At 58.1% G+C, this 24,769-nt stretch carries 23 protein-coding genes; 11 read left to right on the top strand and 12 right to left on the bottom strand.

Annotated elements, in window-relative coordinates:
• The first annotated feature begins 2 nt into the window (after positions 1–2).
• The 3 genes from ehuA to V3C85_RS18075 are packed head-to-tail and all read left to right on the top strand — an operon-like array spanning position 3 to position 2,788.
• The gene (gene ehuA, locus V3C85_RS18085) at positions 3–815 is read left to right on the top strand and encodes an ectoine/hydroxyectoine ABC transporter ATP-binding protein EhuA (protein ID WP_331796890.1); all 813 of its coding nucleotides are present in this window, start codon (positions 3–5) and stop codon (positions 813–815) included.
• The gene (eutB, locus tag V3C85_RS18080; RefSeq protein WP_331796889.1) at positions 805–1,812 is read left to right on the top strand and encodes a hydroxyectoine utilization dehydratase EutB; all 1,008 of its coding nucleotides are present in this window, start codon (positions 805–807) and stop codon (positions 1,810–1,812) included. The genes ehuA and eutB overlap by 11 nt, the downstream gene beginning before the upstream one ends.
• The gene (locus V3C85_RS18075) at positions 1,802–2,788 is read left to right on the top strand and encodes a cyclodeaminase (RefSeq protein ID WP_331796888.1); all 987 of its coding nucleotides are present in this window, start codon (positions 1,802–1,804) and stop codon (positions 2,786–2,788) included. The genes eutB and V3C85_RS18075 overlap by 11 nt, the downstream gene beginning before the upstream one ends.
• A 4-nt stretch (positions 2,789–2,792) precedes the next feature.
• On the opposite strand, the gene V3C85_RS18070 is transcribed toward V3C85_RS18075, so the two are convergent.
• Positions 2,793–3,254: an Lrp/AsnC family transcriptional regulator gene (locus V3C85_RS18070; protein WP_331796886.1), complete on the bottom strand. Its 462-nt coding sequence runs from the start codon at positions 3,252–3,254 to the stop codon at positions 2,793–2,795.
• A gap of 125 nt (positions 3,255–3,379) precedes the next feature.
• On the opposite strand from V3C85_RS18070, the gene V3C85_RS18065 reads away from it, so the two are divergent.
• Both V3C85_RS18065 and V3C85_RS18060 read left to right on the top strand, forming a co-directional pair.
• On the top strand, positions 3,380–4,783 hold the full coding sequence (locus V3C85_RS18065; RefSeq protein WP_331796885.1) for an aspartate aminotransferase family protein: 1,404 nt from the start codon (positions 3,380–3,382) through the stop codon (positions 4,781–4,783).
• Between the two features lie 150 nt (positions 4,784–4,933).
• Positions 4,934–6,328 carry an aldehyde dehydrogenase family protein gene (locus V3C85_RS18060; RefSeq protein ID WP_331796884.1) on the top strand — a complete coding sequence of 465 codons (1,395 nt, stop codon included), beginning with the start codon at positions 4,934–4,936 and terminating at the stop codon, positions 6,326–6,328.
• Between the two features lie 146 nt (positions 6,329–6,474).
• On the opposite strand, the gene V3C85_RS18055 is transcribed toward V3C85_RS18060, so the two are convergent.
• The 6 genes from V3C85_RS18055 to V3C85_RS18030 form a co-directional block, all read right to left on the bottom strand.
• A complete protein-coding gene (locus V3C85_RS18055) occupies positions 6,475–7,626 on the bottom strand; it encodes an alpha-hydroxy acid oxidase (RefSeq protein WP_331796883.1) in 1,152 nt (383 codons plus the stop codon).
• Positions 7,623–8,366: an SDR family oxidoreductase gene (locus V3C85_RS18050; protein ID WP_331796882.1), complete on the bottom strand. Its 744-nt coding sequence runs from the start codon at positions 8,364–8,366 to the stop codon at positions 7,623–7,625. Before V3C85_RS18050 ends, V3C85_RS18055 begins: the two co-directional genes overlap by 4 nt.
• 10 nt (positions 8,367–8,376) lie before the next feature.
• Positions 8,377–9,141, bottom strand: a complete 765-nt coding sequence (locus V3C85_RS18045) for an SDR family oxidoreductase (protein ID WP_331796881.1) — start codon at positions 9,139–9,141, stop codon at positions 8,377–8,379.
• Entirely contained in the window at positions 9,141–10,442 is a 1,302-nt protein-coding gene (locus V3C85_RS18040; protein ID WP_331796879.1) for a M24 family metallopeptidase, read from the bottom strand. The genes V3C85_RS18045 and V3C85_RS18040 overlap by 1 nt, the downstream gene beginning before the upstream one ends.
• A 67-nt stretch (positions 10,443–10,509) precedes the next feature.
• Positions 10,510–11,319, bottom strand: a complete 810-nt coding sequence (locus V3C85_RS18035; RefSeq protein WP_331796877.1) for an SDR family NAD(P)-dependent oxidoreductase — start codon at positions 11,317–11,319, stop codon at positions 10,510–10,512.
• A gap of 17 nt (positions 11,320–11,336) precedes the next feature.
• Positions 11,337–13,085 carry an ABC transporter substrate-binding protein gene (locus V3C85_RS18030; RefSeq protein WP_331796875.1) on the bottom strand — a complete coding sequence of 583 codons (1,749 nt, stop codon included), beginning with the start codon at positions 13,083–13,085 and terminating at the stop codon, positions 11,337–11,339.
• Between the two features lie 303 nt (positions 13,086–13,388).
• Here V3C85_RS18030 and V3C85_RS18025 point away from each other — a divergent pair, with 303 nt between their 5' ends.
• The 6 genes from V3C85_RS18025 (at position 13,389) to V3C85_RS18000 (ending at position 19,741) form a co-directional block, all read left to right on the top strand.
• Positions 13,389–14,339, top strand: coding sequence for a sugar ABC transporter substrate-binding protein (locus V3C85_RS18025; protein WP_331796925.1), 951 nt, complete (start codon positions 13,389–13,391; stop codon positions 14,337–14,339).
• An 81-nt stretch (positions 14,340–14,420) separates the two neighbouring features.
• On the top strand, positions 14,421–15,218 hold the full coding sequence (locus V3C85_RS18020) for an SDR family NAD(P)-dependent oxidoreductase (protein ID WP_331796873.1): 798 nt from the start codon (positions 14,421–14,423) through the stop codon (positions 15,216–15,218).
• 58 nt (positions 15,219–15,276) lie between these two features.
• Positions 15,277–16,251: an ABC transporter permease gene (locus tag V3C85_RS18015; protein ID WP_331796872.1), complete on the top strand. Its 975-nt coding sequence runs from the start codon at positions 15,277–15,279 to the stop codon at positions 16,249–16,251.
• 7 nt (positions 16,252–16,258) lie between these two features.
• Positions 16,259–17,266 carry an ABC transporter permease gene (locus V3C85_RS18010; protein ID WP_445942041.1) on the top strand — a complete coding sequence of 336 codons (1,008 nt, stop codon included), beginning with the start codon at positions 16,259–16,261 and terminating at the stop codon, positions 17,264–17,266.
• Complete coding sequence (locus V3C85_RS18005; RefSeq protein ID WP_331796871.1) at positions 17,263–18,774, top strand: sugar ABC transporter ATP-binding protein; 1,512 nt, start codon at positions 17,263–17,265, stop codon at positions 18,772–18,774. Before V3C85_RS18010 ends, V3C85_RS18005 begins: the two co-directional genes overlap by 4 nt.
• A gap of 103 nt (positions 18,775–18,877) precedes the next feature.
• Positions 18,878–19,741, top strand: a complete 864-nt coding sequence (locus V3C85_RS18000) for a fumarylacetoacetate hydrolase family protein (RefSeq protein WP_331796869.1) — start codon at positions 18,878–18,880, stop codon at positions 19,739–19,741.
• A 162-nt stretch (positions 19,742–19,903) separates the two neighbouring features.
• Here the strand turns inward: V3C85_RS18000 and V3C85_RS17995 are convergent, their stop codons facing one another.
• The 5 genes from V3C85_RS17995 to V3C85_RS17975 form a co-directional block, all read right to left on the bottom strand.
• Positions 19,904–21,538 carry an acyl-CoA synthetase gene (locus V3C85_RS17995; protein WP_331796868.1) on the bottom strand — a complete coding sequence of 545 codons (1,635 nt, stop codon included), beginning with the start codon at positions 21,536–21,538 and terminating at the stop codon, positions 19,904–19,906.
• 4 nt (positions 21,539–21,542) lie between these two features.
• Positions 21,543–22,343, bottom strand: a complete 801-nt coding sequence (locus V3C85_RS17990) for an enoyl-CoA hydratase (RefSeq protein WP_331796867.1) — start codon at positions 22,341–22,343, stop codon at positions 21,543–21,545.
• A 20-nt stretch (positions 22,344–22,363) separates the two neighbouring features.
• Complete coding sequence (locus tag V3C85_RS17985) at positions 22,364–22,813, bottom strand: OsmC family protein (protein ID WP_331796866.1); 450 nt, start codon at positions 22,811–22,813, stop codon at positions 22,364–22,366.
• Between the two features lie 27 nt (positions 22,814–22,840).
• Positions 22,841–24,001, bottom strand: a complete 1,161-nt coding sequence (locus tag V3C85_RS17980) for a glycine cleavage T C-terminal barrel domain-containing protein (RefSeq protein ID WP_331796865.1) — start codon at positions 23,999–24,001, stop codon at positions 22,841–22,843.
• 148 nt (positions 24,002–24,149) lie between these two features.
• Complete coding sequence (locus tag V3C85_RS17975) at positions 24,150–24,668, bottom strand: Lrp/AsnC family transcriptional regulator (protein ID WP_331796863.1); 519 nt, start codon at positions 24,666–24,668, stop codon at positions 24,150–24,152.
• Positions 24,669–24,769 lie beyond the last annotated feature (101 nt).

The raw sequence follows: 24,769 nt of genomic DNA, 5'->3' as shown, positions 1-24,769 counted from the left end.
CCATGGACCTTTCCGCCTATCCACTGGAACTGCCCGAGGGCGACTGCCCGATGGTGCGTTTCATGAACGTAACCAAGAGCTATGGCCAGCTTGTCGTGCTGGACAACCTGAACCTTGATATCCAGCGGGGCGAGATGGTGTCGGTCATCGGGCCTTCTGGGTCGGGCAAGACCACAGTTTTGCGCATGCTGATGACACTGGAAACGATCAACGGCGGCGTGATTTATGTTGATGGCAAGCCTTTGACCCACATGGCCCGGGGCGGGCGGCTTGTCCCGGCTGACGAAGCGCATCTGCGGCGGATGCGGGCCTCAATCGGCATGTGTTTCCAGCATTTCAACCTGTTCCCGCACATGACTGCGCTGCAAAATTGCATGGAGGGGCCGGTGCAGGTGCTGGGCCTGTCCAAAGCCGAGGCGCGGGCGCGGGCCGAAGACCTGCTGGCGATGGTGGGCATGCTTGAAAAGAAGGATCAGCACCCGTCGCGGCTGTCTGGTGGTCAGCAGCAGCGCGTCGCGATCGCGCGCGCTTTGGCCATGCGGCCCCGGATCATGCTGTTTGACGAGGTGACATCGGCGCTTGACCCCGAGGTGATTGGCGAAGTGACCGAAGTCATCCGCACCTTGGTGGCCGAACATGATCTGACCATGCTGATGGTGACCCATCAAATGGGCTTTGCCCGCGATATTTCGGATCGCATCTGCTTTTTCTACAAGGGAAGGATCGAAGAACAGGCCGGGCCTGAGCAATTCTTTACCAATCCACAGAAAGAGCGGACACAGCAATTCCTGCGCGCGGTCAAGGATGCCGACTGACCAACTGACCCTTGCTGATGTCATGGCCGCCGCCGGTGTCATCCGCGGGCAGGCCGATGGCACACCGATGGTTCCCTCACAAATTCCCGGTCTTGGGCAAGAAATGCTGCTCAAACTGGAAACCACCCAACCCATGGGCGCCTTCAAGTTGCGCGGCGCGTTGAATGCACTTTCCGTCTTGCCGACTGGCACGCCCGGAGTGGTCTGCTGCTCCACCGGCAACCATGGCCGTGCCATTGCCTATGCCGCGCACAAACGTGGGATGCGGGCCGTCGTCTGCATGTCGGCCTTGGTCCCTGAGGCCAAGGTGGCTGGCATCCGCGCGCTGGGCGCCGAAGTGCGGATCATTGGCCGCTCTCAGGATGACGCGGCCGAGGAAAGCCTGCGCCTTGTCGCTGCCGAAGGGCTTGTGGAAATTCCACCCTTTGACGATGCGCGCGTGATCGCAGGGCAGGGGACTATCGGGCTGGAAATCCTGGCGGCCCGTCCTGATCTGACGACGCTTCTGGTGCCGCTGTCGGGCGGTGGTCTTGCCGCCGGGGTGGCGCTGGCCGCCAAGGCTATCAAACCCGATCTGCGCATCATTGGCGTTTCCATGGATCGTGGCGCAGCGATGCAGGCCTCACTGGCTGTGGGTCATCCGGTTATGGTGACAGAATACCCGTCATTGGCAGACAGTCTGGGCGGCGGGATTGGGCTGGAAAACCGGCATACCTTTGCACTCTGCCGCGACCTTCTGGACGAGGTCGTGCTGGTCCCTGAGGTGGCTATTCGCGATGCCATGCGGGATTTGTTTACACATGACCGAATGGTGGCCGAAGGAGGCGCTGTCGTGGGCTTGGCTGCGGTGATGACTGGGGCGGTCACATTGACCGGACCCAGCGCAACCATCCTGACCGGGCGCAACACCGATATGACGACCTTTGCCGATATCGTTGCGGGACGCGACCTGCGGATCGGCGACATTTTCCTGAAAGGCAGACCCCATGGCGCATGACATCCAGATCGTCACCGAAGCGGAGCTACGGCGCATTGTGTCACTTGACCTGACCACAGTCGATGTGATCGAGGCCGCCTTTGCCGCGCTGGCGTCAGGTGGTGTGGTCATGCCGCCGATCCTGTCCATGGACCTGCCCGCTGCCCACGGCGAGGTGGATGTGAAAACCGCCTATATCCCCGGCTTTGACGGCTTTGCGATCAAGGTCAGCCCCGGGTTTTTCAACAACCCCCTGCTTGGCCTGCCCAGCCTGAACGGGTTGATGATCCTGTTCTCGGCCCAAACCGGGCTGGTGCAATCGCTGTTTCTCGACAATGGATATCTGACCGATATCCGCACCGCTGCTGCTGGGGCTGTGGCGGCCCGGCACTTAGCCCTGGCGGTCGTCGAAACAGCAGGCGTGATTGGCACAGGGGTGCAGGCGCGGTTGCAGATGCAGGCGGCCTATCTGGTGCGGCCATTCAAACGCCTTTTGGTCCATGGTCGGGATAAGGACAAGGCGCGGGTCTGCGCAGCCGATCTATCGGCGCTGTTGGGGATCGAAGCTGAGGCAGTGGACAGTGCCGAAACGCTGGTGTGCTCCTCCCAACTCGTGGTGACCACCACGCCGTCGCGCCAGCCGCTGATCCAAGCCGAATGGTTGCACCCGGGGCTGCACATCACCGCCATGGGGTCAGACCAAAGCGGCAAATCCGAGATAGACCCCAAGGCACTGATGGCCGCAGATGCCTATATCTGCGACCGCGTCAGCCAATGCGAAGTCTCGGGCGAGTTGGAAGCGGCTTTGGCCGCAGGGATCTGGAACAAGGGCCGCCCGTCAGAACTGGGCGAGGTGATCATCGGGCAAAAAACTGGGCGGCAGCGCGCACAAGATGTGACGATTTGCGATCTGACCGGAACAGGGGTGCAGGATACGGCGATTGCCACCTATGTTCACGCCCAATTTCCGCAGGCGGGCACGATCCTGCAGGCTTGAACGCCTAGCTGATCGGCAGCGCGAAACCGGCTTTCACGCGGTCAATCACCACCATGGTCTTAAAGCCCCGGATATCGGGGTTTTCATAGAAAAAGCGCCGCGTGAACTGTTCGAAATCCTCCATGTCGCGGGCCGTGACCATAAGCACGAAATCAGAATCCCCGGTGACGTAATACCCAGTCATGATTTCCGGTGTGGCGCGGATTGCAGCCTTGAACCGGTCGATGATATCCGCCCGTTCCCGCTCCAGCGTGACATGCACCAGTGTCATCAACCCAAGCCCCACCGCCTTTGGCGAGACGATGGAAAGATCGGCCTCAATCACCTTGTCGTCCCGCAACCGCTTGAGGCGACGCTGGCAGGCCGTAGGGGAAAGGCCGACAATCTCGCCAAGTTTTTCGCTGGAGTGGCGGTTGTTATCCTGCAGGACGCGCAGGATCTTCAGGTCGATGGCGTCCAGTGACATTCGCAGTTTTCCTTTGCCTTCGGCGTATTATTTGCAGAAATCCTGCGTCTCGACCCGAAATTACGACGAAAAACTTTGATTGGAAACGGTATTCTCCAACCAATCCAATTCCAAAGGAGCTGCAGATGGATCACAGCCTTTCCCAGATCGCCGAGATGGACCGTGGCAGCGTGCTGCATCCCTTTACCCAAGCAAAAGACTATGCCAGCGGCAAGGCAGGGGATCCGACCATCATCACTGGCGGCAAAGGCATCCGCATTCAGGATGCCAAGGGCAACACCTATATCGATGGGTTTGCCGGGCTGTACTGCGTCAACATCGGCTATGGCCGCGACGAGGTGGCCGAGGCCATTTCGAAACAGGCGCACCAACTGGCCTACTATCATTCCTACGCCGCCCATACGACCGATCAGCTTGCTATTCTTTCCGACCGCCTTGTGCGCATGGCGCCGGGCAAGATGAGCAAGGTGTTCTATGGCATGTCCGGTTCTGATGCAAACGAGACGCAAGCGAAACTTGTTTGGTATTACAACAATCTGCGCGGAAGGCCGGCGAAAAAGAAGATCATATCACGGGATCGTGGCTATCACGGCTGCTCGGTGGTTTCCGGGTCCATGACCGGGATGAGTTTTTATCATGACCATATGGACCTGCCGATGGGTCTGATCCGCCACACCGGCGCGCCGCACCATTATTGGGGGGCCGAACCGGGGGAAAGCGAAGAGCAGTTCTCGGCCCGCCGCGCAACAGAGTTGGAGGCGATGATCCTGCGCGAAGGGCCTGATACGGTTGGGGCCTTTATCGCCGAGCCGGTTCTGGGCACCGGCGGTATTACCTCACCGCCTGCGGGCTATTGGTCGGCAATTCAGGCGGTGCTACGCAAGTATGACGTGCTCTTGATCGCTGACGAAGTGGTGACAGGCTTTGGCCGCACGGGCGCACTGTTTGGCTGCCACAAATATGACATCGAGCCTGACCTGATCACCGTCGCCAAGGGCCTGACCTCGGCCTATGTGCCGCTGTCGGCGGCCATCATCGGTGAAAAGGTCTATAAGGTGATCGAGGAGGGGGCTGACCGCGTTGGCGCCTTCAGCCATGGTTATACCTATTCCGGACACCCCATCGGGGTAGCTTGTGCCAATGCCGTTCTGGACATCGTCGAGCGCGAGGATCTGCCCGGCAATGCCCGCACCACGGGCGCATATTTTCAAGAACGTTTGCGTCAGGTATTCGCGCAACTGCCCATCGTCGGTGAAGTGCGCGGCGTCGGGCTGATGGCGGCGCTTGAATTTGTGGCTGACCGCGACCGGAAACAACGCTTTGATCCGGCACTGAAAGTCGGCGCAAAGGTATCTGCTGCCGCCCGGTCGCGTGGCCTGATTGCCCGTGCCATGCCGCATGGCGATATTCTGGGCTTTGCGCCGCCGCTTGTCACCACGCGCGAAGATGTTGATGCCATCATCACCATCGCCGAAGCAGCCGTGCGCGAAGTGATGGATCAACTGACCCGGGAAAAGGCCATCGCCTGATCCAAACGGTGCCGGCCCCTGCCTCTGACCCCAAGTTCCGCGACATCACCTTGTCTCGGGGCCCTTCATCTGATCGCGCTGGTTGGGCCCTCGCCGTCATGGTGAGCTGGCTGACCGGCCCAAGACGGGATGCATTTCATGACTGCCTTGATGAGCAAAAGTTTGGCTGAGGCTGCGACCTGTGCGGTTTTCAACCCCTTTGACGGGTCGATTGTTGGTGACGTTCTACTGGCAACCGCCGCTGATGTGCCGCAGATCATGGTCCGGGCAGAGCAGGGGCGGGCACTCGCACGTGCTCTTCCACGGTATCGACGTGCGCAGATTTTGGAAACCGCTGCGGCCCTTGTTCAGTCGCGATCCGAACACTTTGCCTGCCAGATCACGGCTGAGGCAGGCAAGACGATCCGTCAGGCCCGAAAAGAGGTCACGCGCTGCATCAATACATTGAAACTTTCTGCCGAAGAGGCCAAGCGCGGTGCGGGCGAGGTTATTCCCTTTGATGCCTATGCAGGTTCAGAAAACCGGATGGGCTGGTTCACGCGCGAGCCTTTGGGCATTATCCTTGCGATAACCCCCTTCAACGACCCCCTTAATCTGGTGGCACACAAACTTGGCCCGGCCATTGCCGCGGGAAATGCGGTCATCCTGAAACCTTCGGAGCTGGCACCGCTGTCCGCGCTGTCCTTGGTAGATGTCCTGATCGAGGCAGGGCTTCCCACCGAGGTTGTCACGCCTGTCGTCGGTGGCCCCGACCTTGGCGCGGCGCTGGTCGCAATGCGGTCAATCCGCATGATCTCGTTTACCGGGGGTTTCAAGACGGGCGAGGCCATCTCGCGCCTCGCCGGGCTGAAAAAGCTTGCCATGGACCTTGGCGGAAATGCACCCGTCATCGTCATGGCCGATGCAGCGCTTGACAAAGCGGTTGAGGCTTGTGTGTCGGGTGCATTCTGGGCGGCAGGTCAGAATTGTATCGGCACCCAGCGCATCCTGATCGAGCGCCCGATCTACGATGCCTTCCGCGCAGCATTCGTGGCCCAAACCTCCGCCTTGCGTGCTGGCAATCCGCAAGACGAGGCGACCGATGTCGGCCCTATGATCACCGAAGCGGCGGCGCGAGGCGTGGAGGCGCTGGTCGCCCGCGCCATGGCCGCGGGTGCACGTCTGCTGACGGGTCATAAGCGCGACGGGGGGCTTTATGTGCCGACAGTGCTGGAAGCGGTTCCACATGATGCAGCCTTGTGGTGCCAAGAGGCTTTTGCCCCTGTCGTGACGCTAGAGCCTTTCGACAGTTTCGATGACGCAATTGAAATGGCGAATGCTGTCGATTTCAGCCTGCATGCGGGCATTTTTACCTCGAGCCTTGTTTTGGCACTCGAGGCGACCAACCGCATTGAGGCGGGGGGTGTGATGGTGAACGATTCCTCAGACTACCGCTTTGATGCCATGCCCTTTGGCGGGTTCAAATATGGCAGTCTTGGCCGCGAAGGCGTACGCTTTGCCTATGAGGATATGACCCAGCCACGCGTGGTTTGCATCAATCGCTAATCGCGCGCGCCATCGATCGTGACGCACTGATGGTTTGGGCTGGATGAAGGCAAACGATAGGCTTGCCTCCACCGCAAAGCTTAGATTTTTCAGTGTCCCAGATCTAACGACGGAAAAGGTTAAATCGGGGTAGACCAGACAGGCATCTATCTGTGCGCCGGTCGCTTCGTCACATCTGGCAGCCTCACCGTATCGAATGAGGTTGCCCCCAATTGCCCAAGCGCGCGCACGAGTTCCAGTTTTAGGATCTCCATGGCACGATCGGCACCACGCGCAGCGCCAGCGCCGACGCCATAGGCCAAAGCGCGGCCAGCAAACGCAAAGTCTGCACCCAGAGCCTTGGCGCGAATAAGATCGGCGCCGCGACGAATGCCGCTGTCCAGAATGATTTTCATCCGGCCTCCCGCGGCCTCGGCTATCGGCGGCAAGGCTTCAATCGTAGGGGGACCAAAAGCCACCTGCCGACCGCCGTGGTTCGATACGACAATCCCATCGCAGCCCACCTCGGCGCAGCGACGGGCGTCATCAGGGTGGAGCACCCCTTTCACAAGCAGGCGACCCTTCCATCGTGCGCGCAGGCGGGCCAGATCGTCCCATGTGAACCCCGGGGTAATCAGGGTTTTCTGGACGTCGGCATAGGATGTCGCGCCTTGCAAGAGATCGGCATAGTTTGCGATGTTCGGTCTTCCGTGTTTCAGGCTTGCCAGCGCCCATGTCGGGTTGCTCACCAGTTGCAGGATCACCTCCGGTGTGAACCGAAATGGCACGCTAAGCTGATTGCGGATATCCCTATCGCGCTTGCCAGCCGCCGGAACATCTGCCGTGACCATCAAGACGTCATAGCCCGCACTCTCGGCACGCGATATCAAGCCTTCGGTGACGGTCTTGTTGCTCGAGACATAGAGTTGGAACCAACCATTACCATCTGCTGCCTCGGCCAGACTCTCCAGCCTTGTCGAAGAGGCCGAACTGGCCACATACGGAATGTTCTCACGCTTACACAGATGGGCCAATGTCAGGTCAGCATCGGGCCAAAAGACATTCAACATCCCTATGGGGGCCATGCCAAAGGGCTGGTTGTAGGTCTGCCCGAACATCGTCGCCTTTGTGTCGATCTGTGAAACATCAACCATATAGCGTGGCGTCAATTCCACCTCTTCAAAGGCTTCGACGTTGCGGCGCAAATTGCGTTCCGATTCCGCACCTCCATCAACCAGATCAAAAGCAAATCGCGGAATGCGGCGCTTGGCTATTGTGCGCAGATCGTCGATTGAGGCCGCACGGTTGAGCCCGCTCATATCGACCACCCGCCATCAATGGCAAAAGCCTGACCTGTGGTGAAGGCCGCCATATCCCCGGCCAGATAGCAGACCATCGCGGCAATCTCGTCCGGGGTGCCAAAACGCCCCATGGGCTGGCGCGCGGTAAAGGCGGCATGGGCTGCAGCATAGTCGCCGGTGGCGGCCAAGCGGCCCTTCAGCGACGGGCTTTCCACCGTGCCCGGGCAGATCGCGTTGCACCGGATGCCCTCTTTCACGAAGTCGGCGGCGATGGCCTTGGTCATGCCGATGATCGCGGCCTTGGACGCGCCATAGGCAAAGCGCCGTGGCGCGCCCTTCAGGCTTGAGACGACCGAAGCTATATTGATGATCGACCCGCTGCCATTGGCGACCATGCCGGGCAAAACGGCTTTGGTCAGGCGGAACATGGCTTTGGCGTTCAGGTCAAAGGACCGGTCCCAAGCGCTATCGTCGCAGTCAAGGATCGTGCCGTCATGGACACAGCCCGCGCAGTTCACAAGAATATGGATGGGTGGCAAGTTGCCCACCAATTTCGCGACGGCTGCCGGGTCAAGCACATCCAGCCGCTGGCCCGTGATCTGCACCGCGCCCTTGGCAACATCTGCCACAGCTGCGTCGTCAATGTCTGTGGCGACGACGGTGGCGCCCAGTCCGGCCAGCGCCAGCGCCGAGGCACGCCCGATTCCGTTTCCGGCGGCGGTTACAAGCGCGGTTTTTCCTGCAAGTGTCTGTTCCATGTGTTCCCTTTCAACGGGCAAGCCAGCCGCCATCCACCGTCACCACACTGCCATGGCAGTAGGAACCCGCGTCTGAAGCCAGAAAAACAGCAGCGCCAGCGATCTCAGCCGGTTCTGCAAAGCGGCCTGCCGGAATACGCTCCAGCAAGGCTTTTGACCGAGCTGGATCGTCCCGAAGCGCCTGCGTATTGTCGGTTGCGGTATAGCCGGGGGCGATGGCGTTGACGTTGACACCCTGACCTGCCCATTCGTTGCAGAGGGCCCGGGTCAGTCCGATTACGGCATGTTTGCTGGCGGTATATGCCGGCACGCGCAGCCCCCCCTGCGACCCCAGAACCGAGGCCACAATGATGATTTTGCCACCGCCTTGTGCCACCATCTGGCGGCCAGCGGCCTGCGATAAAAGCCAGACCGAATCCAGATTGACCGAAAGCACGCGCCGCCAGTCATCCAAGGGCATATCGGTCGAGGCTTCACGGTGAATAATGCCTGCATTGTTCACCAGAATATCCAGCCCGCCCAACCGGTCAGACGCAAACCGGATGACGTCGGCAACAGCTCCCTCATCCATATCCGTAAAGTCCGCTCGAACCGCCGCAGCAGTTCGGCCCATGGCCCGGATCTCGGTCAAGGTTTCGTGGGGTTCGTGGCTGCGATAGGTCAATGCGACATCGGCACCGGCGGCGGCAAGGCCAAGGGCAATGCCCTTGCCAATGCCAGTAGCCCCACCGGTGACCAATGCCTTTCGACCCGTCAGATCGAAGGGGTTGCGCATCAGAAGTACCGATTTGAAATTGGCAACTCTTCAGCCGGGAACAGGCTGATCACCTCACATCCGGTTTCGGTGACGACAACCTCTTCCTCGATCCGTGCGGCAGAATATCCGTCAGATGCCGGGCAATAGGTTTCCAGTGCGAACACCATGCCGGTCTTGATCTCCATCGGGTGTTCCATGCTGATCGCGCGGCTGATGATCGGGCGTTCGTGCAAGGCAAGGCCCAAACCGTGCCCGAATTGCAGACCAAAGGCCGCATCTTCATTTGGGAAACCAAGGCTTTCAGCCGTGGGCCAGACGGCCGCGACCTTGTCTGTGGTAACCCCCGGTTTGATCATCGCGATTGAGGCGTCAATCCATTCCCGCGCCTTGACATAGGCGTCGTTCTGCGATGGCGTCGCGCGGCCCACATTGAAGGTGCGATAGTAACAGGTGCGGTAGCCCTGATAGCTTTGCAGAATGTCAAAGAAGCATTGATCACCGGGGCGGATCAGCCGGTCGGTAAAGTTATGCGGATGCGGATTGCAGCGTTCGCCAGAAATGGCGTTGATCGCCTCGACGTCGTCAGACCCCATTTCATAAAGCATCTTGTTGGACAGGGCGACGATGTCATTTTCGCGCACGCCCGGTTTCAACTCTTCATAGATCATGTGGTAGACGCCATCGACCATCGCCGCAGCCTGCGTCAAAAGCTGAATTTCGTCCCAGTTCTTGATCTCGCGCGCGGCCAGCATGATCTGCTGTCCATCGACAACGTTGATCCCCTCTTCGCGCAGGGCGTGGAACATCGCGGTCTCGGCATAATCCACACCGACAGGCATATTGGCCATGCCGGCATCGCGGATAAGGCCTGCAATCTGCTTGGCGTATTTCTGCATCAGGCCAAACTCTGGCGGGATGGTGCCGCGCATGCCAACCACCCCGGCAAGACAGTGATCGGGTTCCAGCCAGTCAGAGTGGCGCTTGTGGTGCATGGCGGCCGAGCCGAAGTCCCATACATAGGGGCTGTCGTCGCCAGTCAACAGGCAAAAGCGGCACATCTTGTCTCGCTCCCACTCACCGATTTTGGTGGCCGAGACATAGCGGATGTTATTTACATCAAACAGTAGCAAGGTGCCCGCGTTCGAGGCCTGAAGCGCCTGCCGTGTGCGCGCAAGGCGATAGCGGCGCAAACGGTCATGGTCGATCCGGCGTTCAAAGTCGACCGACGAATGGCCCCAAGCGGGAAGGCGTTCCCGCCATTCCCAGTTTGGTTCCAAATCCTGAGGTGTCAGCAAGTTTGGCATCAAGGCGCGTGACATAAGAAGTCTCCTCCCGGGTGCAGCGATGCGCGCCCGTTGTGTTGCAGAATTTCAGGGGTTCGCGGGCTTACTTGGTGACCCAGCCACCATCGATGGAAATCATCTGGCCGGTCATGTAGTCGCTGTCGTCAGACGCAAGGAATGTGGCCGTGCCGATGATATCCTTGGGGTAAGAGACGCGTTTGATGACAAGGTTATTGGCCACGATATCGTCATAGGCCTGACCTTCGCGTTCCTTGAACCCGATCTCGACAAGGTCCTTGTCCAACTGTTCCCACAGCGGGGTAACTACCACGCCGGGCGCATAGCCGTTCACGGTGATATTGTGTTCCGCCAGACCCAGCGCACCGCATTCGGTCAGCGCAAGGCAGCCGTATTTCGATGTGCAGTACACTGTCACATCCACAAGTGGCTTACGGCTGGCGATAGAACCGACGTTGATCAACTTGTAGGGGTGATCTGGCATCGGGCCTTGGGCAATCATCTGGCGGGCGGCTTCCTGCATGCCCAGCCACATGGCCTTTGTGTTGACGTTCATGATCATGTCCCAGTTGGCTTCATCAATATCCATGAAGAACCGGGGTTTGTTCAGACCAGCGTTGAACAGACCAACGTTGATTGACCCAAAGGCGGCAACCGTGGCCGCAACCGCTGCCGCGTTGTCTTCGCGCTTGGTCACGTCCATTCTGACCGCAATCGCCTTGCCATTTCCGGCGGCATTGATCTGATCGGCCAGTTTTTGCGCTTCACCCAGATCGAGGTCCCCAAGGCATACATTAGCACCTTGCGCAGCAAAGGCCTCTGCATTGGCCGCACCCATGCCGCGCGCGGCACCGGTGATCAGAATATTCTTCCCTTTCAGGCGATTGGGGTCCATGTGATTTCCTCCTCAGGTCACTTTGTCTTGGATTGTCGGATCAGCGCATCTGCCCTGTCTTGGGCTTGCTGCAGGGCTTCGCGCGGGGTCACGATCCCACGCAACATGTCGTGGAATTCCTCACCGCAGATTTGGATGATGTCGCAGATTTCGGGCACCGGTGGTCTTGGCCAGAACTGAAGTTCGTCACGCCAGGACATGCCGTCCACGGCCTCGAAAATTGACGAGGTACGGCGCACCTCTGGATCAGAGCTTACGGAATAGCGGGGATTGGTCCGGCTGCCATTTTGCACAAAAAGCTTTTGGGCTTCGGCTGATGTGAACACAGTCAGAGCTTCGACTGCCGCGTGGATGCGTTCCGGCGCCAGATTCGCTGGAATACCCATGACATAGCCGCCGACTGGCGCGACAGGGCTGGCGCCGGGACCAGCGGGATGAGGCAGGTATCCAGTCTGCCGATAGGCTGGCGATGACTCGTCCAATTCGAAATAGGGGGCAAGCAACGTATAGCCATAGGCCATGGCGATGTTGCCAGCTGCATAGGGGCGGACCCGTTCATACCAGGACATCGACAGAATGTCGGGCGGAGAATAGTTCAAAAGCTCCATGAGAAACTCTGCCGCCTGCAGGCCCACATCGGTGTTGATCGTTGCGCGGTAGCCCCCTTTGGCCAAAAGCTCCGTATCAAAGCCTCCTGCAATCTTAGGCAGGTTCAGGATCGGCTGGCCAAAGTCCGCAAGGGTCATCAAAACCGTATGGCCCAGTGCGGTTCCGCGTGCGGCATTCCACGCAATCCCATAGCGTCCGCGTCGCGGATCGTGCAGCTTGCGTGCGGCCTGAAGCAGCGCATCAGTCGTGGCGGGGGGTTCCAACCCTGCCTCGGCGAACAGGTCGCGGCGATAAAACAAAAGCTCGGGCGTCGTTTGGGCTGGCACGCCGTAAGCTCGTCCATCCCAATGTCCGCCCTTCCAGCCGGCAGTATGGAAATCAGCCGGATCAAGCCGGGACAAATCCATGACCTGCTCAAGCGGCATAAGGACGCCCTTTTCGGCGAATTCTCCGATCCAGGGCAAGTCGACCGCAATGATATCATACCGGCTGCGATCGCGTTTTGCGTTTCGCAGCGCCTCTTCGCGCAGTCGGTCAATCGAGAAAGCACGTTGACTGATGTCAGTGCCAATCACCTGCTCAAACTGTCGCTTCAAGTTCTCCATAACCATGAATGTCGGATCGCCGTGAACAAGCACGCGAATACCGCCGGACACTTTAATGGGCTCGGCGCGGACACGCAGGGGGGGAATAGACTGCGCCGACGCATAGCTGCCGCCGAAGTAATAGTCGCGATTATCCTGTGTGTCCGTCCCAACACCAAAGCGCGCGGCCGCAAGCCGCCGCAACCGGCTGGACAGTTGCATCCATTGTGACAGAAGCTTTTCGCTGGGATGCATAGAAAAGCTTTTGCCCGTTCTCGTCCGGGGCCGCATATCGATCAGGCCCTCATCGATCATCTCTTTCATGCGGCGGTTTGCCGTTGCATAGGGCACCCGGCTTGCGCTGATCATCGACGTAGGGGTGACAGTCTTCGCTTCGAAACTGCCCTTTAAAAGATGCAGCACCATCCGGAGGTGGGCGTTCGGCGCCATGATACCAAGGGCATCTTCTAGCTCGTCACTGAACTCGCCCAGAAAGGACATGATCTCAAGGCTCTCTGTCTGCGTCTGCGGCGAGACGAGGGTTCCTTGCGTATGTCTTTCCAACGCATACATTTTGGTTAGATGCCTTTTTGCTGGCGGGCGTTTGAGAGGCGCTTTCGAACCGTCCGATTTGGAGGAATTTGAATTTCTCACGGAACTCTCCCTTGAAAATGACCAGTTCAGCCGGGCCAATATATCGCAAAAATATCCATATCGGATGTCAATTTATCCAATATGGATTTAATTGATGCATCTCTTGGCGTGGCAAGTGCCCATTGTGATCAGCAATCGTTCAGCATCCTGAATGATGTGAAGCGTCCGGGAGGGGCGCCGAATAATTCAACCAACACCGTCATCAACCGGGAGGAAACCCAGATGAAACTTCGCACCTTGCTGACAGCATCAACCGCCGTTCTGGCGTTGGCAGGAACGGCATCGGCCGAGACCATGAAGATTGGCATCACGCAGAACAACGTGGGCGTCGACAGCTATCAGACAACCTATGAAAAGGCGTTCATCGCCGCTGCAGAAGCCAACGCAAATGTCGAAGCTGTGGTTCTTGACGCAGGCGGCGACGTGGCCCGTCAGATCGCGCAGATGGACGATCTGATCCAGCAAGAAGTTGATGCCATCATCATTTGGCCAACAAATGGCGAAGCGGTGATCCCCGCCGTCCGCAAGGCGCATCAGGCTGGTATTCCTGTGATCGTCACCAACTCGAACATTGCCGAAGCGGGCTTTGAGTTCGTGAAGTCCTTCTCGGGACCAGACAACATCACCCAAGGTGCGCGCTCGGCCGAGATCATGTGCGAAAAGTTTACTGCCATGGGTATTCAGGACGAAGCCAAGGTGGTCCACATCACTGGCCAGCCCGGCTATACCACCGCCATCGAGCGCGCCAAGGGTTTCGAGGATCGTCTTCCCGAGGTTTGCCCAAACGTGACCGTGGTCGACACCCAGCCCGGCGACTGGAACCGCGAAAAATCGCAGCAGGTCATGGAAGCTTTCCTTGTAAAATATGATGACATCGACGGTGTTTATGCCGGTGACGACAACATGGGGGTCGGCGCATTGAATGCGGCCAAGGCTGCAGGGCGTGAAGGCATCATCTTTGTGGGAGCAACGAACTTTGCTGTTGGTTACGAGGCCATGGCGGCTGGTGAATACTGGGGCTCGATCTATCAGTCGCCAGTGGATGATGCCGAAGCCGCGTTGAAAACGGCAATCGATGTCCTCAGCGGCAAAGAAGTGCCGTTCTTGAACTATTTCGATACACCCAAGATCACCCAGGACAACATGGGCGAGTTCACCAAGCCAGTGTTCTAAGAAGCGAGTATTCTTTGGGGCGCGGCATCACCGCGCCCCAAAATATTGCGTCCGACAGGAAGTTTCACAGGGAGGTGAGGCATGGGGCGGTTAACTGACAAGGTGTGCATCGTAACGGGTGCTGCTCAGGGCATCGGCCGGGCCATTGGCGAGGCACTGCTGGATGAAGGTGCAAAGGTTTGTTTTGCCGATATCAACGGTACGAAGGTGTCGGAAGTGGCCGAGGCAAACCGCCGCCGCTTAAATGGCCTTGGTGGTGCTGTTACCTCGGTGCAGGTTGATGTCACCAACCGCGAACAAGTGCGGGCCATGATCGCTCATACTGTGCAGACATTCGGTCGCCTTGATGTAAAGTTCAACAACGCTGGCGTGAACAAACCCATGAATTTCATGGACGTGACTGAGGCCAATTGGAACTTCATCATGGGTGTGAACGGGCTGGGCTGTCTGATCGGCATGCAGGAAGCAGCACGCCAGATGATCGAACAAGGCACGGGCGGCAAGATCATCAACACCGCCTCTATCGCCAGCCGGCAGGGATTTGGCAATGTCGCGCCCTACTGTGCCTCGAAATTCGCGGTCGTGTCCTTGACGCAATCGGCGGCACGCGATCTGGCCAAGCATGATATAACCGTCACAGGTTTTGCGCCCGGTGTTGTGGCCACCGAAATGTGGGAACAGGTTGACCAAGATCTTTTGGCGATTGGCGCATCGGAGCGACCGGGTCAGGCGATGGAAGAGTTTTCGGCGGAAATCCTGAAGGGTCGTGTGGCAACGCCACTGGACATTACCGGGACGACCACTTTCCTTGCTTCGAAAGACAGTGACTACATGACCGGCCAGATTGTCATGATCGATGGGGGCATGACCTTGGTTTGACCGGAAGCCCCGGATTTCGGCACCGGCAAAAGACGCCAGCGACCTTAGGGAGGGGATCATGGCAACATTGAACAGACAAAAGATCGCAAGCGTTCTGGCGAAACAAGGCATCCTGATTGCCTTCGCCGTATTCATGATCGCATTCACCGTCGCCAACCCAAAGTTCTTGTCGGTCGACAATGTATTCAGCGTCGTCCGATCTTCGGCAATTCTCGGGGTCATGGCGCTGGGTGTGTCTTTCGTGGTGATCAGCGGCAACCTGGATCTCTCGGTTGGCTCGATGATGTCGTTCTCGACGATCGTGGTGCTGGACTTGCACGATAAGATCGGCCCCCTTCTGGCCATACCGACCATGTTCGGCATGACATTGTGTCTGGGCGCGTTGATTGGCTTTTTGGTGGGCTATTTGCGGCTCAATTCTCTGATCGTGACGTTGGGTATGCTTTCGGCAATTCATGGCCTAACCCTGACCTATTCCGGCGGCCAGAACATGGATATCGCAGATAAATCCGGCACATGGTTCAGCGTCTTCGGCCAAGGCACGGCATTGGGCATCCCCGTGCCAATCCTCATTTTCATCTCGCTGGCGGCCTTTCTGGGCGTCTTGCTGTCTAAAACGGCCTTTGGACGCAAGGTCTATGCCGTCGGCGGGAACGGGACAGCCGCAACCTTTTCCGGCATCCGACGGGCCCGCGCAGTTTTCATGTGCTATATGATTTCGGCCGCCTGTGTCGCGACAGCCGGTCTGATCCAAGCCAGTCGGTCGCTGGGGTCGCAGAATACCGTCGGGCAGGGACTGGAGCTTGAGGTTCTCGCCGCCGTTATCCTTGGTGGCGCATCGCTGCTTGGTGGGTCAGGCACAATCTTCAAAACCGTAATCGGCGTCTTGATCCTTGGCTTCATCCAAAATGGCCTGCTTCTTATGGGGCTGCAATTCTACGTCCAGTTCGTGGTGACTTGGGTCATCATCATCCTTGCTGTCTGGCTCGACATCGCAGCCAAGCGCGGCAAGCTCTGGTCATCAATGGCGTAAGGGAGGGATGACCGTGCAGTCAAACAGACTATCCAAGGCACTCAAGAACGGCGCAATCTGGGGCTTTATCGTTCTCGAACTGATCTTCTTCTCTGTTGCAGGAGAATTCCTGTCGCTCTCAAACAAAGCTTTCATGGACTACGAAAACATGCTGCTTTTGTTAAAGCAGTCGGCCCCCATAGGGATCATTGCAATGGGGATGACCTTGGTGATGGTGAATGGGAACATCGACCTGTCTGTCGGGGCGACCTTTGCCATTGCGGCGATCATCTTGCTGGACAGCATGACATGGCCGGTGTTTGCGGGCCTTGGTGACTGGGTGATCCCAGTGGCTTGGGCCTTGGCGCTAATGGTCGGCACTGTGCTTGGTGCCCTAAACGGCCTGATTGTCTGGAAGACTGGGGTCGACGCGTTTATCGTCACGCTGGGGTCCATGCTGGGGTTTCGTGGGATCGTTTTCATGTTCAATGGCGAAAACCCGACAAGCCATCTGAACTGGACACTTGTTGACTTTTCCGAGGCCAAGTTTCTTGGTCTGGCGACCGCGTCTTGGTTTCTTTTGGCCGTGACGCTGGTCCTTTGGTTTATCATGGCCAAGACCGTGCATGGCCGCAACGCATACGCCATCGGTGATAACCGCGAGGCCGCCGTGAATGCGGGCATTCGTGTCGGCCCGCATATGATGATCAATTTCGCGATCATCGGCTTTCTGGCGGCGCTTTCGGCGGTGGTCTTCTATTCTGAAAGCGGGTCTGTAAACCCGAATGATGGTCAGCTTTACGAGTTGTGGGTGATTACTGCCGTTGTGCTGGGCGGCACCAAGATCACAGGCGGTGCTGGCAACGTGATCGGAACCCTTGGCGGTGTGATTGCCATTCAACTTTTGCGCAAAGGGCTGGGCCATATTGGCGCCGACACCTCGACCGTGAACCTTGTCATTGGACTGATCCTGATTGCCGTTCTGTTTCTGGACCGCCAGCTGAATGTTCAGGGCAAAGAGGAGTTGAAGGTATGAACCAATCCGACCGCGTCCTGCATCTTGACACCATCGTAAAAACCTTCCCCGGCGTGCGTGCCCTAGATGGGGTCTCTCTTTCCGTTATGCGTGGCGAAGTTCACGCCCTGATGGGAGAGAATGGCGCTGGTAAATCTACGCTGATGAAGGTGCTTGGCGGCATTTACCAACCCGATAGTGGCAACATTTACATGGGCGACCAAAAGGTCACCATGTCCGGCCCACTTGAGGCAAAAGGCAAAGGGATTGTGTTCATCCACCAAGAGCTTAGCCTTGCAGAAGAGCTGAGCGTTGCGGAAAACATCTATCTTGGGGAATTGCCGCGTAAAAGCTTTGGCCGCGTGGACTGGCCCAGATTGATAGATCAAACCAACGCTATCTTAAAAAAGCTGAATGTAGGTTTCGACGCCAAAACCCGTGTTGGCGACCTGTCGATTGCGAACCAACAGATGGTGGAAATCGCCCGGGCCCTGACCGTGGACGCAAAGGCGGTGATCTTTGACGAACCGACTGCGTCGCTGACAGACGCTGAAAAGGTTGTCCTTTTTGACGTGATTGCGGATCTTAAAGCGGATGGTGTTGGGATCATCTACATCTCGCACCGTATGGAAGAGATTTTCAAAATTACTGACCGTATCTCGATCCTTCGGGACGGGCAGTATCAGGGCACGGTGATCACGCGCGAGACAAATGAAGAGGCTGTTACGCAGATGATGATCGGTCGCGAGCTCGACCTTACGCGGGTTGCCGTGCATCACGATTTGGGAGAAGTCGCACTCGAAGTGCGTGGCCTGAGTTGTGGAAAGCTGTATCAGGACGTGAGTTTCAAGGTTCGCCGTGGCGAGGTCGTTGGTTTCTATGGCTTGATCGGCGCAGGACGGACCGAAATTGCCGAAACACTTTTTGGCCTGCGCGACCCATCCGCCGGTCAAATCCTGCTTGATGGCACAGAGGTGCGCCTTCGTTCCCCGGCCGATGCTATCGCCCGTGGGATCAGCCTTGTGCCAGAAGACCGCAAAGGGCAAGGCCTGATCCTTGGCATGAATTGCCGCGACAACATGACGTTACCGCAAGTGGATGATCTAAAGGCCGGACCCTTTGTCGCCGAAGGCGCGGAAATCGCGATCTTCGACCAGTATCGTGATCGTCTGGATATCCGGACGCCAAGCTGGAAGTCGCGGGTCGGAAACCTGTCTGGCGGCAATCAGCAAAAGATTGTCATTGGAAAATGGCTGTCGATGCATCCCAAGGTTCTCATCGTCGACGAACCCACCCGTGGTATTGATGTGGGCAGCAAAGCCGAAATCCACAAATTGCTGAGGGAACTCGCAGCGCTGGGCTATGCTGTGATGGTCATTAGCTCTGAAATGCCCGAGGTGCTGCATGTGTCCGACAGGATCGTTGCCATGTATGCGGGGCGGATCATGCGCACATTTTTCGCCGAGGAAGTGACCGAAGAAAATCTCATTCAAGCGATTTCGGGGATCACCGCGGGCGAAGCTGCCTAAGGGCGAGAAACCGTTTCGTCCTTCGAAGACCGCGGCCTTCGGCAAACCAAAAGATGCGGGGCATTTGCCCCGCGCGACAAAGTTTCAATAATGGGAACCTTCGATGAAACTGCTGCGCTATGGCGCGCCCGGCGCTGAAAAACCGGGCCTTCTTGATGCCAACGGACAGGTCCGTGATCTTTCTTCGGTAGTGCCTGATATTGCGGGCGAAGCACTCTTGCCCCAGACGATACAGGCCCTCCAGAAACTTAATGTCTCATCGCTGGCGGTCGTCGAGGGTACCCCACAACAAGATCTGCGGCTGGGGCCCTGTGTCGGGCAGATTGGCAAATTTATCTGCATAGGCCTGAATTATGCCGATCACGCTGCAGAGGCCGGTATGGCCATCCCACCAGAGCCGATCATTTTCAACAAATGGACTTCGGCGATCTGCGGACCGAACGATCCAATTCAGATCCCTCGCGGCTCAGTCAAGACCGATTGGGAAGTGGAACTGGGTGTCGTCATCGGCAAGCCGGGCGTCTATATCGACGAGGCCCAAGCAATGGATCATGTTGCTGGTTTTTGCGTCATCAACGATGTGTCCGAGCGTGAGTTTCAGCTTGATCGCGCGGGCACTTGGGACAAGGGCAAAGGCTGCGACACCTTTGGTCCAACCGGCCCCTGGCTGGTGACGCCGGACGAAATAGAAGATCTGAACAATCTTGAAATGTGGCTTGATGTCGATGGAGAGCGTATGCAATCGGGCAATACCTCAACGCTGATCTTCAAAATCCCGCACCTGATTGCCTATTGCAGTCAATTCATGAGCCTGCAGTCAGGCGATATTATTTCCACCGGCACACCGCCCGGTGTCGGCATGGGCCAAAGGCCGCCAAGATATCTGAAAGGGAATGAAGTTGTCTCGCTGGGGATTGCGGGCCTTGGACGCCAGTCGTCAAAGACCGTGCCTGCCTTCCATGCATGATGCCCAGTCAAAGGCGATCGACTGATCGCCAAGTTGGCGAAGCAGCATCATCGACAGACTCTGGCCATTGCGCGCTAACTGGGCGCTGTGATGCCCAAGTTTGCATAGTTTGACTGCCGACTTCACTGGCTTGGTGGTGTTTTGTCTCAGCTCGGCTGAACGTCACACCTCCAAGCCACGGGCCCTTTCACGCAAAGCGAACTTTTGGATCTTGCCGGTTGAGGTGCGTGGAATGGCGGTGAATACAAACTGACCTGGCACCTTATATCCAGCCAAATGCTGGCGACACCAACCCCGTAAGGATTCCGTGTCTGCCGTTTGACCTTCGGCCAGTTCAACAAAGGCGCAAGGCGTCTCACCCCATTTGTCATGCGGCATCGCGACGACGGCAGCCACGGCCACCGCCGGGTGGCGATACAAGACCTCCTCGACCTCGATTGACGAGATGTTCTCCCCGCCTGAAATGATGATGTCTTTCGATCGGTCTTTCAGTTGCAGATAGCCGTCGGGATGCATCACGCCCAGATCACCAGAGTGGAACCAGCCCCCGGCAAACGCCTCGGCTGTGGCCTTGGGGTTGCGGAAATAGCCCTTCATCACAACATTGCCGCGAAACATCACCTCGCCCATAGTTTGCCCATCCCGTGGAACAGGGCGCATGGTTTCTGGGTCAAGTATATCGACGCGCTCCAACGGCAGATAGCGCACACCCTGACGGGCCTTCAGCGCGGCCTGATGGGCGGGGGGCAACAGGGACCATTCGTCGTGCCAGTCATTCATGATGGCCGGGCCATAGGTTTCGGTAAGCCCATAAAGATGTGTGACCTCAAACCCTGCCGCGCGCATGTCGGCCAAGACCCGTTCTGGAGGAGGCGCAGCGGCGGTGAAAAACTGCACAGGGCGGTCCAGCGCGCGCTTGGTGTCTTTTGTCGCGGACAAGATCAACGACATCACGATGGGCGCGCCGCACAGATGGGTGACGCCATGGTCAGCCAGCGAGGCCCAGATCGGTTCGGCACGGACCTGACGCAAACAGACATGCGTGCCAACAATGGCCGACATCGTCCAAGGAAAGCACCAGCCATTGCAGTGAAACATCGGCAGCGTCCACAGATAGACCGCGTGTTTTTGCATGGATGTGGTCAGCGCATTGCCCTGAGCCAACAAATAGGCGCCGCGATGATGTGACACTACGCCCTTGGGGTCACCTGTGGTGCCGGAGGTGTAGTTGATAGAGATCGCGTCCCATTCATCCTCTGGCATCAGCCAGTCGAAATCGGGGTCGCCACTGGCCAGAAACGCCTCGTAATCCTGCGCATCCGTTGCCGTGGCCGCGCCATCATATTCAGGGTCGTCATATTGGATCACGCGCGGCGTCACTGTGGCCAGAGCCAATGCCTGCTGCATCAGGCCCATGAACTCGCGGTCCACGATGACCACCGCTGCCATGGCGTGATCCAGCTGAAATGCGATAAGCGCCGCATCCAGACGCGTGTTGATCGAATGGAGCACGGCCCCGCACATTGGCACGCCGTAATGGCATTCCAGCATGGCGGGCGTATTGGCCAGCATTACTGAGACGGTATCCCCCCGCCCCATCCCCACCTGCCCTAAGGCCGAGCCAAGCTGGCGTGCGCGGGTGTAAAAACTGGCGTAGCTGCGCCGTAGGTCCCCATGCACAATCGCCGTATGGTCGGGAAATACGCTGGCCGCGCGTTCCAGAAAGGTTAGTGGCGTGAGCGGCTGGTAATTCGCCGGGTTGCGATCAAGATCGGTGTTATAGGGATTTTGCGCCATGGCTTTAGCAGTCTTGCCACTGGGGCGCGCGCTTGGCGATGAAAGCGCCGATGCCCTCTGCTGCGTCGCGCGCCAGCATGTTGTCCACCATCACCGCCGAGGCATGGTCATAGGCCGCCGCCAAAGGCATCTCGCGCTGTTCGTAAAAGGCACGTTTGCCGGTGGCCAGCGTGAGGCTGGATTTGGAGGCGATTTTGAGCGCCACCTCCGTCGTGGCGGCCCGCAACGCCTCGGGCATCACGACCCGGTTGACCAATCCTATCTCTGCCGCCCGCGCAGCCGATGTCATGTCGCCGGTGAGCAGCATTTCCATTGCGTGCTTGTTGGATACATTGCGCGACAGGGCGACCATGGGGGTCGAACAGAACAGGCCTATATGCACACCCGGCGTAGAGAAGCTGGCAGTCGTCGCAGCAATCGCCAGATCGCAACTGGCAACCAGCTGGCACCCGGCGGCAGTGGCAACGCCGGTCACCTCGGCAATCACCGGTTTGGGGCATGTTATGATGGCCTGCATCACCCCCGAACACATCGTCATGATCTTGGTGAAATAGGCCCGGCCCCCATCAGGGGCCGCGCGGCCTGCAGTCAGTTCTTTCAGGTCATGGCCCGCACAAAAGGCTGGGCCATGGCTGGCCAGAACCACCACCCGGACCGCCGCCTTGTCCGCCGCATCGGCGAAGGCCGCAGCCAGCCGGGTCAACATCGCCTCGGACAGGGCGTTGCGGCGGCGGCTGTCATTCAGCGTCAGCCGCAGGATGCCGTGATCGTCCAGATCGGACAGAAGAATATCGCTGTCTTGCATGCGCGCGGTCCTTGCGGGGATTACAGGAGGTTGATCTCGACGCTGTCGGCCAGCGTGTTGGCGATAAAGCAATAGCGATGCGCACGGTCCTGCATTTCGGCCATTTCGGCGTCACCGATGGTAAAGCCCGTGTCAAAGCGCACCACAGGGTGCAGATCAATCCGCGTGACCGACATCTGTCCTTTGGCGTTTTTGCCAAGGTGGGCCTCGGCATAGTCATGATAGCTGGCCACTGGCCAGCCAGCCTTGGCGCAGAGGGCCAGAAACGTCATCATGTGACAACTGGACAGGGCCGCGGCAAGCGCCTGTTCAGGATTGGTGTTCCCGGCCTTACCGCCCCAATCCGGGGCGGCATCCACCTGCACTTCATAACTGCTATTATACCGCAAAAGATGCTCGGCTGAGTATTTGCCGGGGACGAACGAGGGCTCTGCACGTTGCCAGTGCAGCTCGATTGCAAGATCGGACATGATCGTTATCTTTGCTGTAAGGTCGGTTCAGGCAGCAGCGATTTTCTTCTGCGGGTCGTAGAATGGACGTTCGACGATAACCGCCCGCTCTGTGCCTGCATCATTGACAAGCCCGGTCCGGTTCACGACCTCAACCGCAGAGCCAAGGATCGCATGCTCGGTCGAAACCATCGCCAGCGCGATGTTTTGCTTCAGCCGCGGCGAGTAAACGGCAGAGGTAACCTTGCCGATGATCACGCCATTCTTTTTGATCGGCCAGTAAGAGGTGTTTGGGCCGTTCAGCGGGGCGCCCTCGATGACCAGTCCCACCTGCTTGCGCTTGACACCCTGCTCCTTGATCCGACGAAGTGCTGCCTTGCCGATGAAATCCGCCTCGATGTCAAGGTTGACCAGACGGTCCAGCCCCAATTCGAACGGGTTGGTCTTGTTGTCTGCATCGGCATGATAGGACAGCATCCCGCCTTCGATCCGACGGATCGATGAGGTGTGGCCGGGTTTCAGACCAAAGGGCGCGCCCGCAGCCATGATCGTTTCCCATAGCTTGTCGCCATATGCGCTGTCGCGCAGATAGATCTCATAGCCCAGCTCACTTGACCATCCGGTGCGCGAGATCAGCAAGGGCATGCCATCCAGTTCGACCTCACGCAGCCAATAGTATTTCAGATCCAGAATGCTGTCGCCAAACAGCGCCTGCATGATCTTGCCCGACTTGGGCCCCTGCAATTGCACGGGCGATACATCGGGCTCATGGATCGTCACATCCATCCCCGCATGCACAGCCACACCTTGCGCCCACAGCAGGATGTCGCTGTCGGCCAGTGAAATCCAGAAGTGGTTTTCGGCCAGACGCAGCAGGATGGGGTCGTTCAGAAGCCCACCCTCGGCATTGGTGATCAGAATGTATTTGCACTGGCCCACGGCCATCTTCGACAGATCGCGTGACGTCAGCGTCTGGACGAATTTCGCCGCATCCGGCCCGGTGATTTCCACCTGACGCTCGACCGCCACGTCGCACAGGATCGCGTCATTGACGAGGTTCCAGAAGTTCTGTTCCGGGTTCCCGAAATCGCGCGGAATATACATGTGGTTATAGACCGAGAACGCCGTCGCCCCCCAGCGCACCGTGGCATCGAAGTAGGGGGATTTGCGGATCTGCGTGCCGAAGCCAAAGTCTTTTGCCGTTGTCATCTTGCTTGCCCTTGCTGGCGGGTCTGTCCTTCGACCGCGCGACGGTTGGTTCATGGCACGGAATTTAGGCAATTGCGGTGGGGCAATCGGGCCAAAGAGAGGGCCGAAGAAGACCGATCAGACCAAAGTTTCCAATAAACCGGCCCGTTCAGTCTTTCGCACTGGACTCGCGGTTTGGTGCTTGCGCGGCGACAAGGCGGCCAAGGTCGGGGCGGCCCGATTTGATCTGACGCGTCGCGATATAGGTCATATAGCGGTCGATCCCCAACTCGGCGTCAAGCATCGCCTCCATCAAGGTCTGGAAGGTGGACAAACTGGTGGTGACCACGGTAAACACATAATCCATCCCGCCCCCCGTCGAAATGCAATCTGTCACCTCGGGGGTGTTGAGAATGTGGGTCTCGAACCGTTCGAAATCAGATTTCCGATGGCTCTTGAGGGACACCGTCACCACCACTTTGGCCAAACCTGCGATGATTTGAGACAGCGCGATGTCAGCGTGATAGCCATGGATCAGCCCGGCCTTCTTCAACCGTGTCACCCGTGCCCAGCACGGCGTCGCAGACAGGCCCACTATTTCGGCCAGCTTCGATTTGCTCAATTGGCCATGGCTCTGAAGCGCAGACAGAATGCGCATATCGGCAGCGTCCAGATCAACTGTTTTCATTGGCGGTAAACTGCATGATTAAAGGACTGCGCAAAATGAAAGGTTTCACCGTGCGCTCTGGATGAGTTTTACGCTGTGACGCTGAAGAATGCCAGCAAACG

This window comes from Pseudotabrizicola sp. L79 (assembly GCF_036553525.1).
Taxonomy (GTDB): domain Bacteria; phylum Pseudomonadota; class Alphaproteobacteria; order Rhodobacterales; family Rhodobacteraceae; genus Pseudotabrizicola.
The sequence above is the reverse complement of the archived record's forward strand: the minus strand, read 5'-3'. Positions and strand labels throughout refer to the sequence as shown.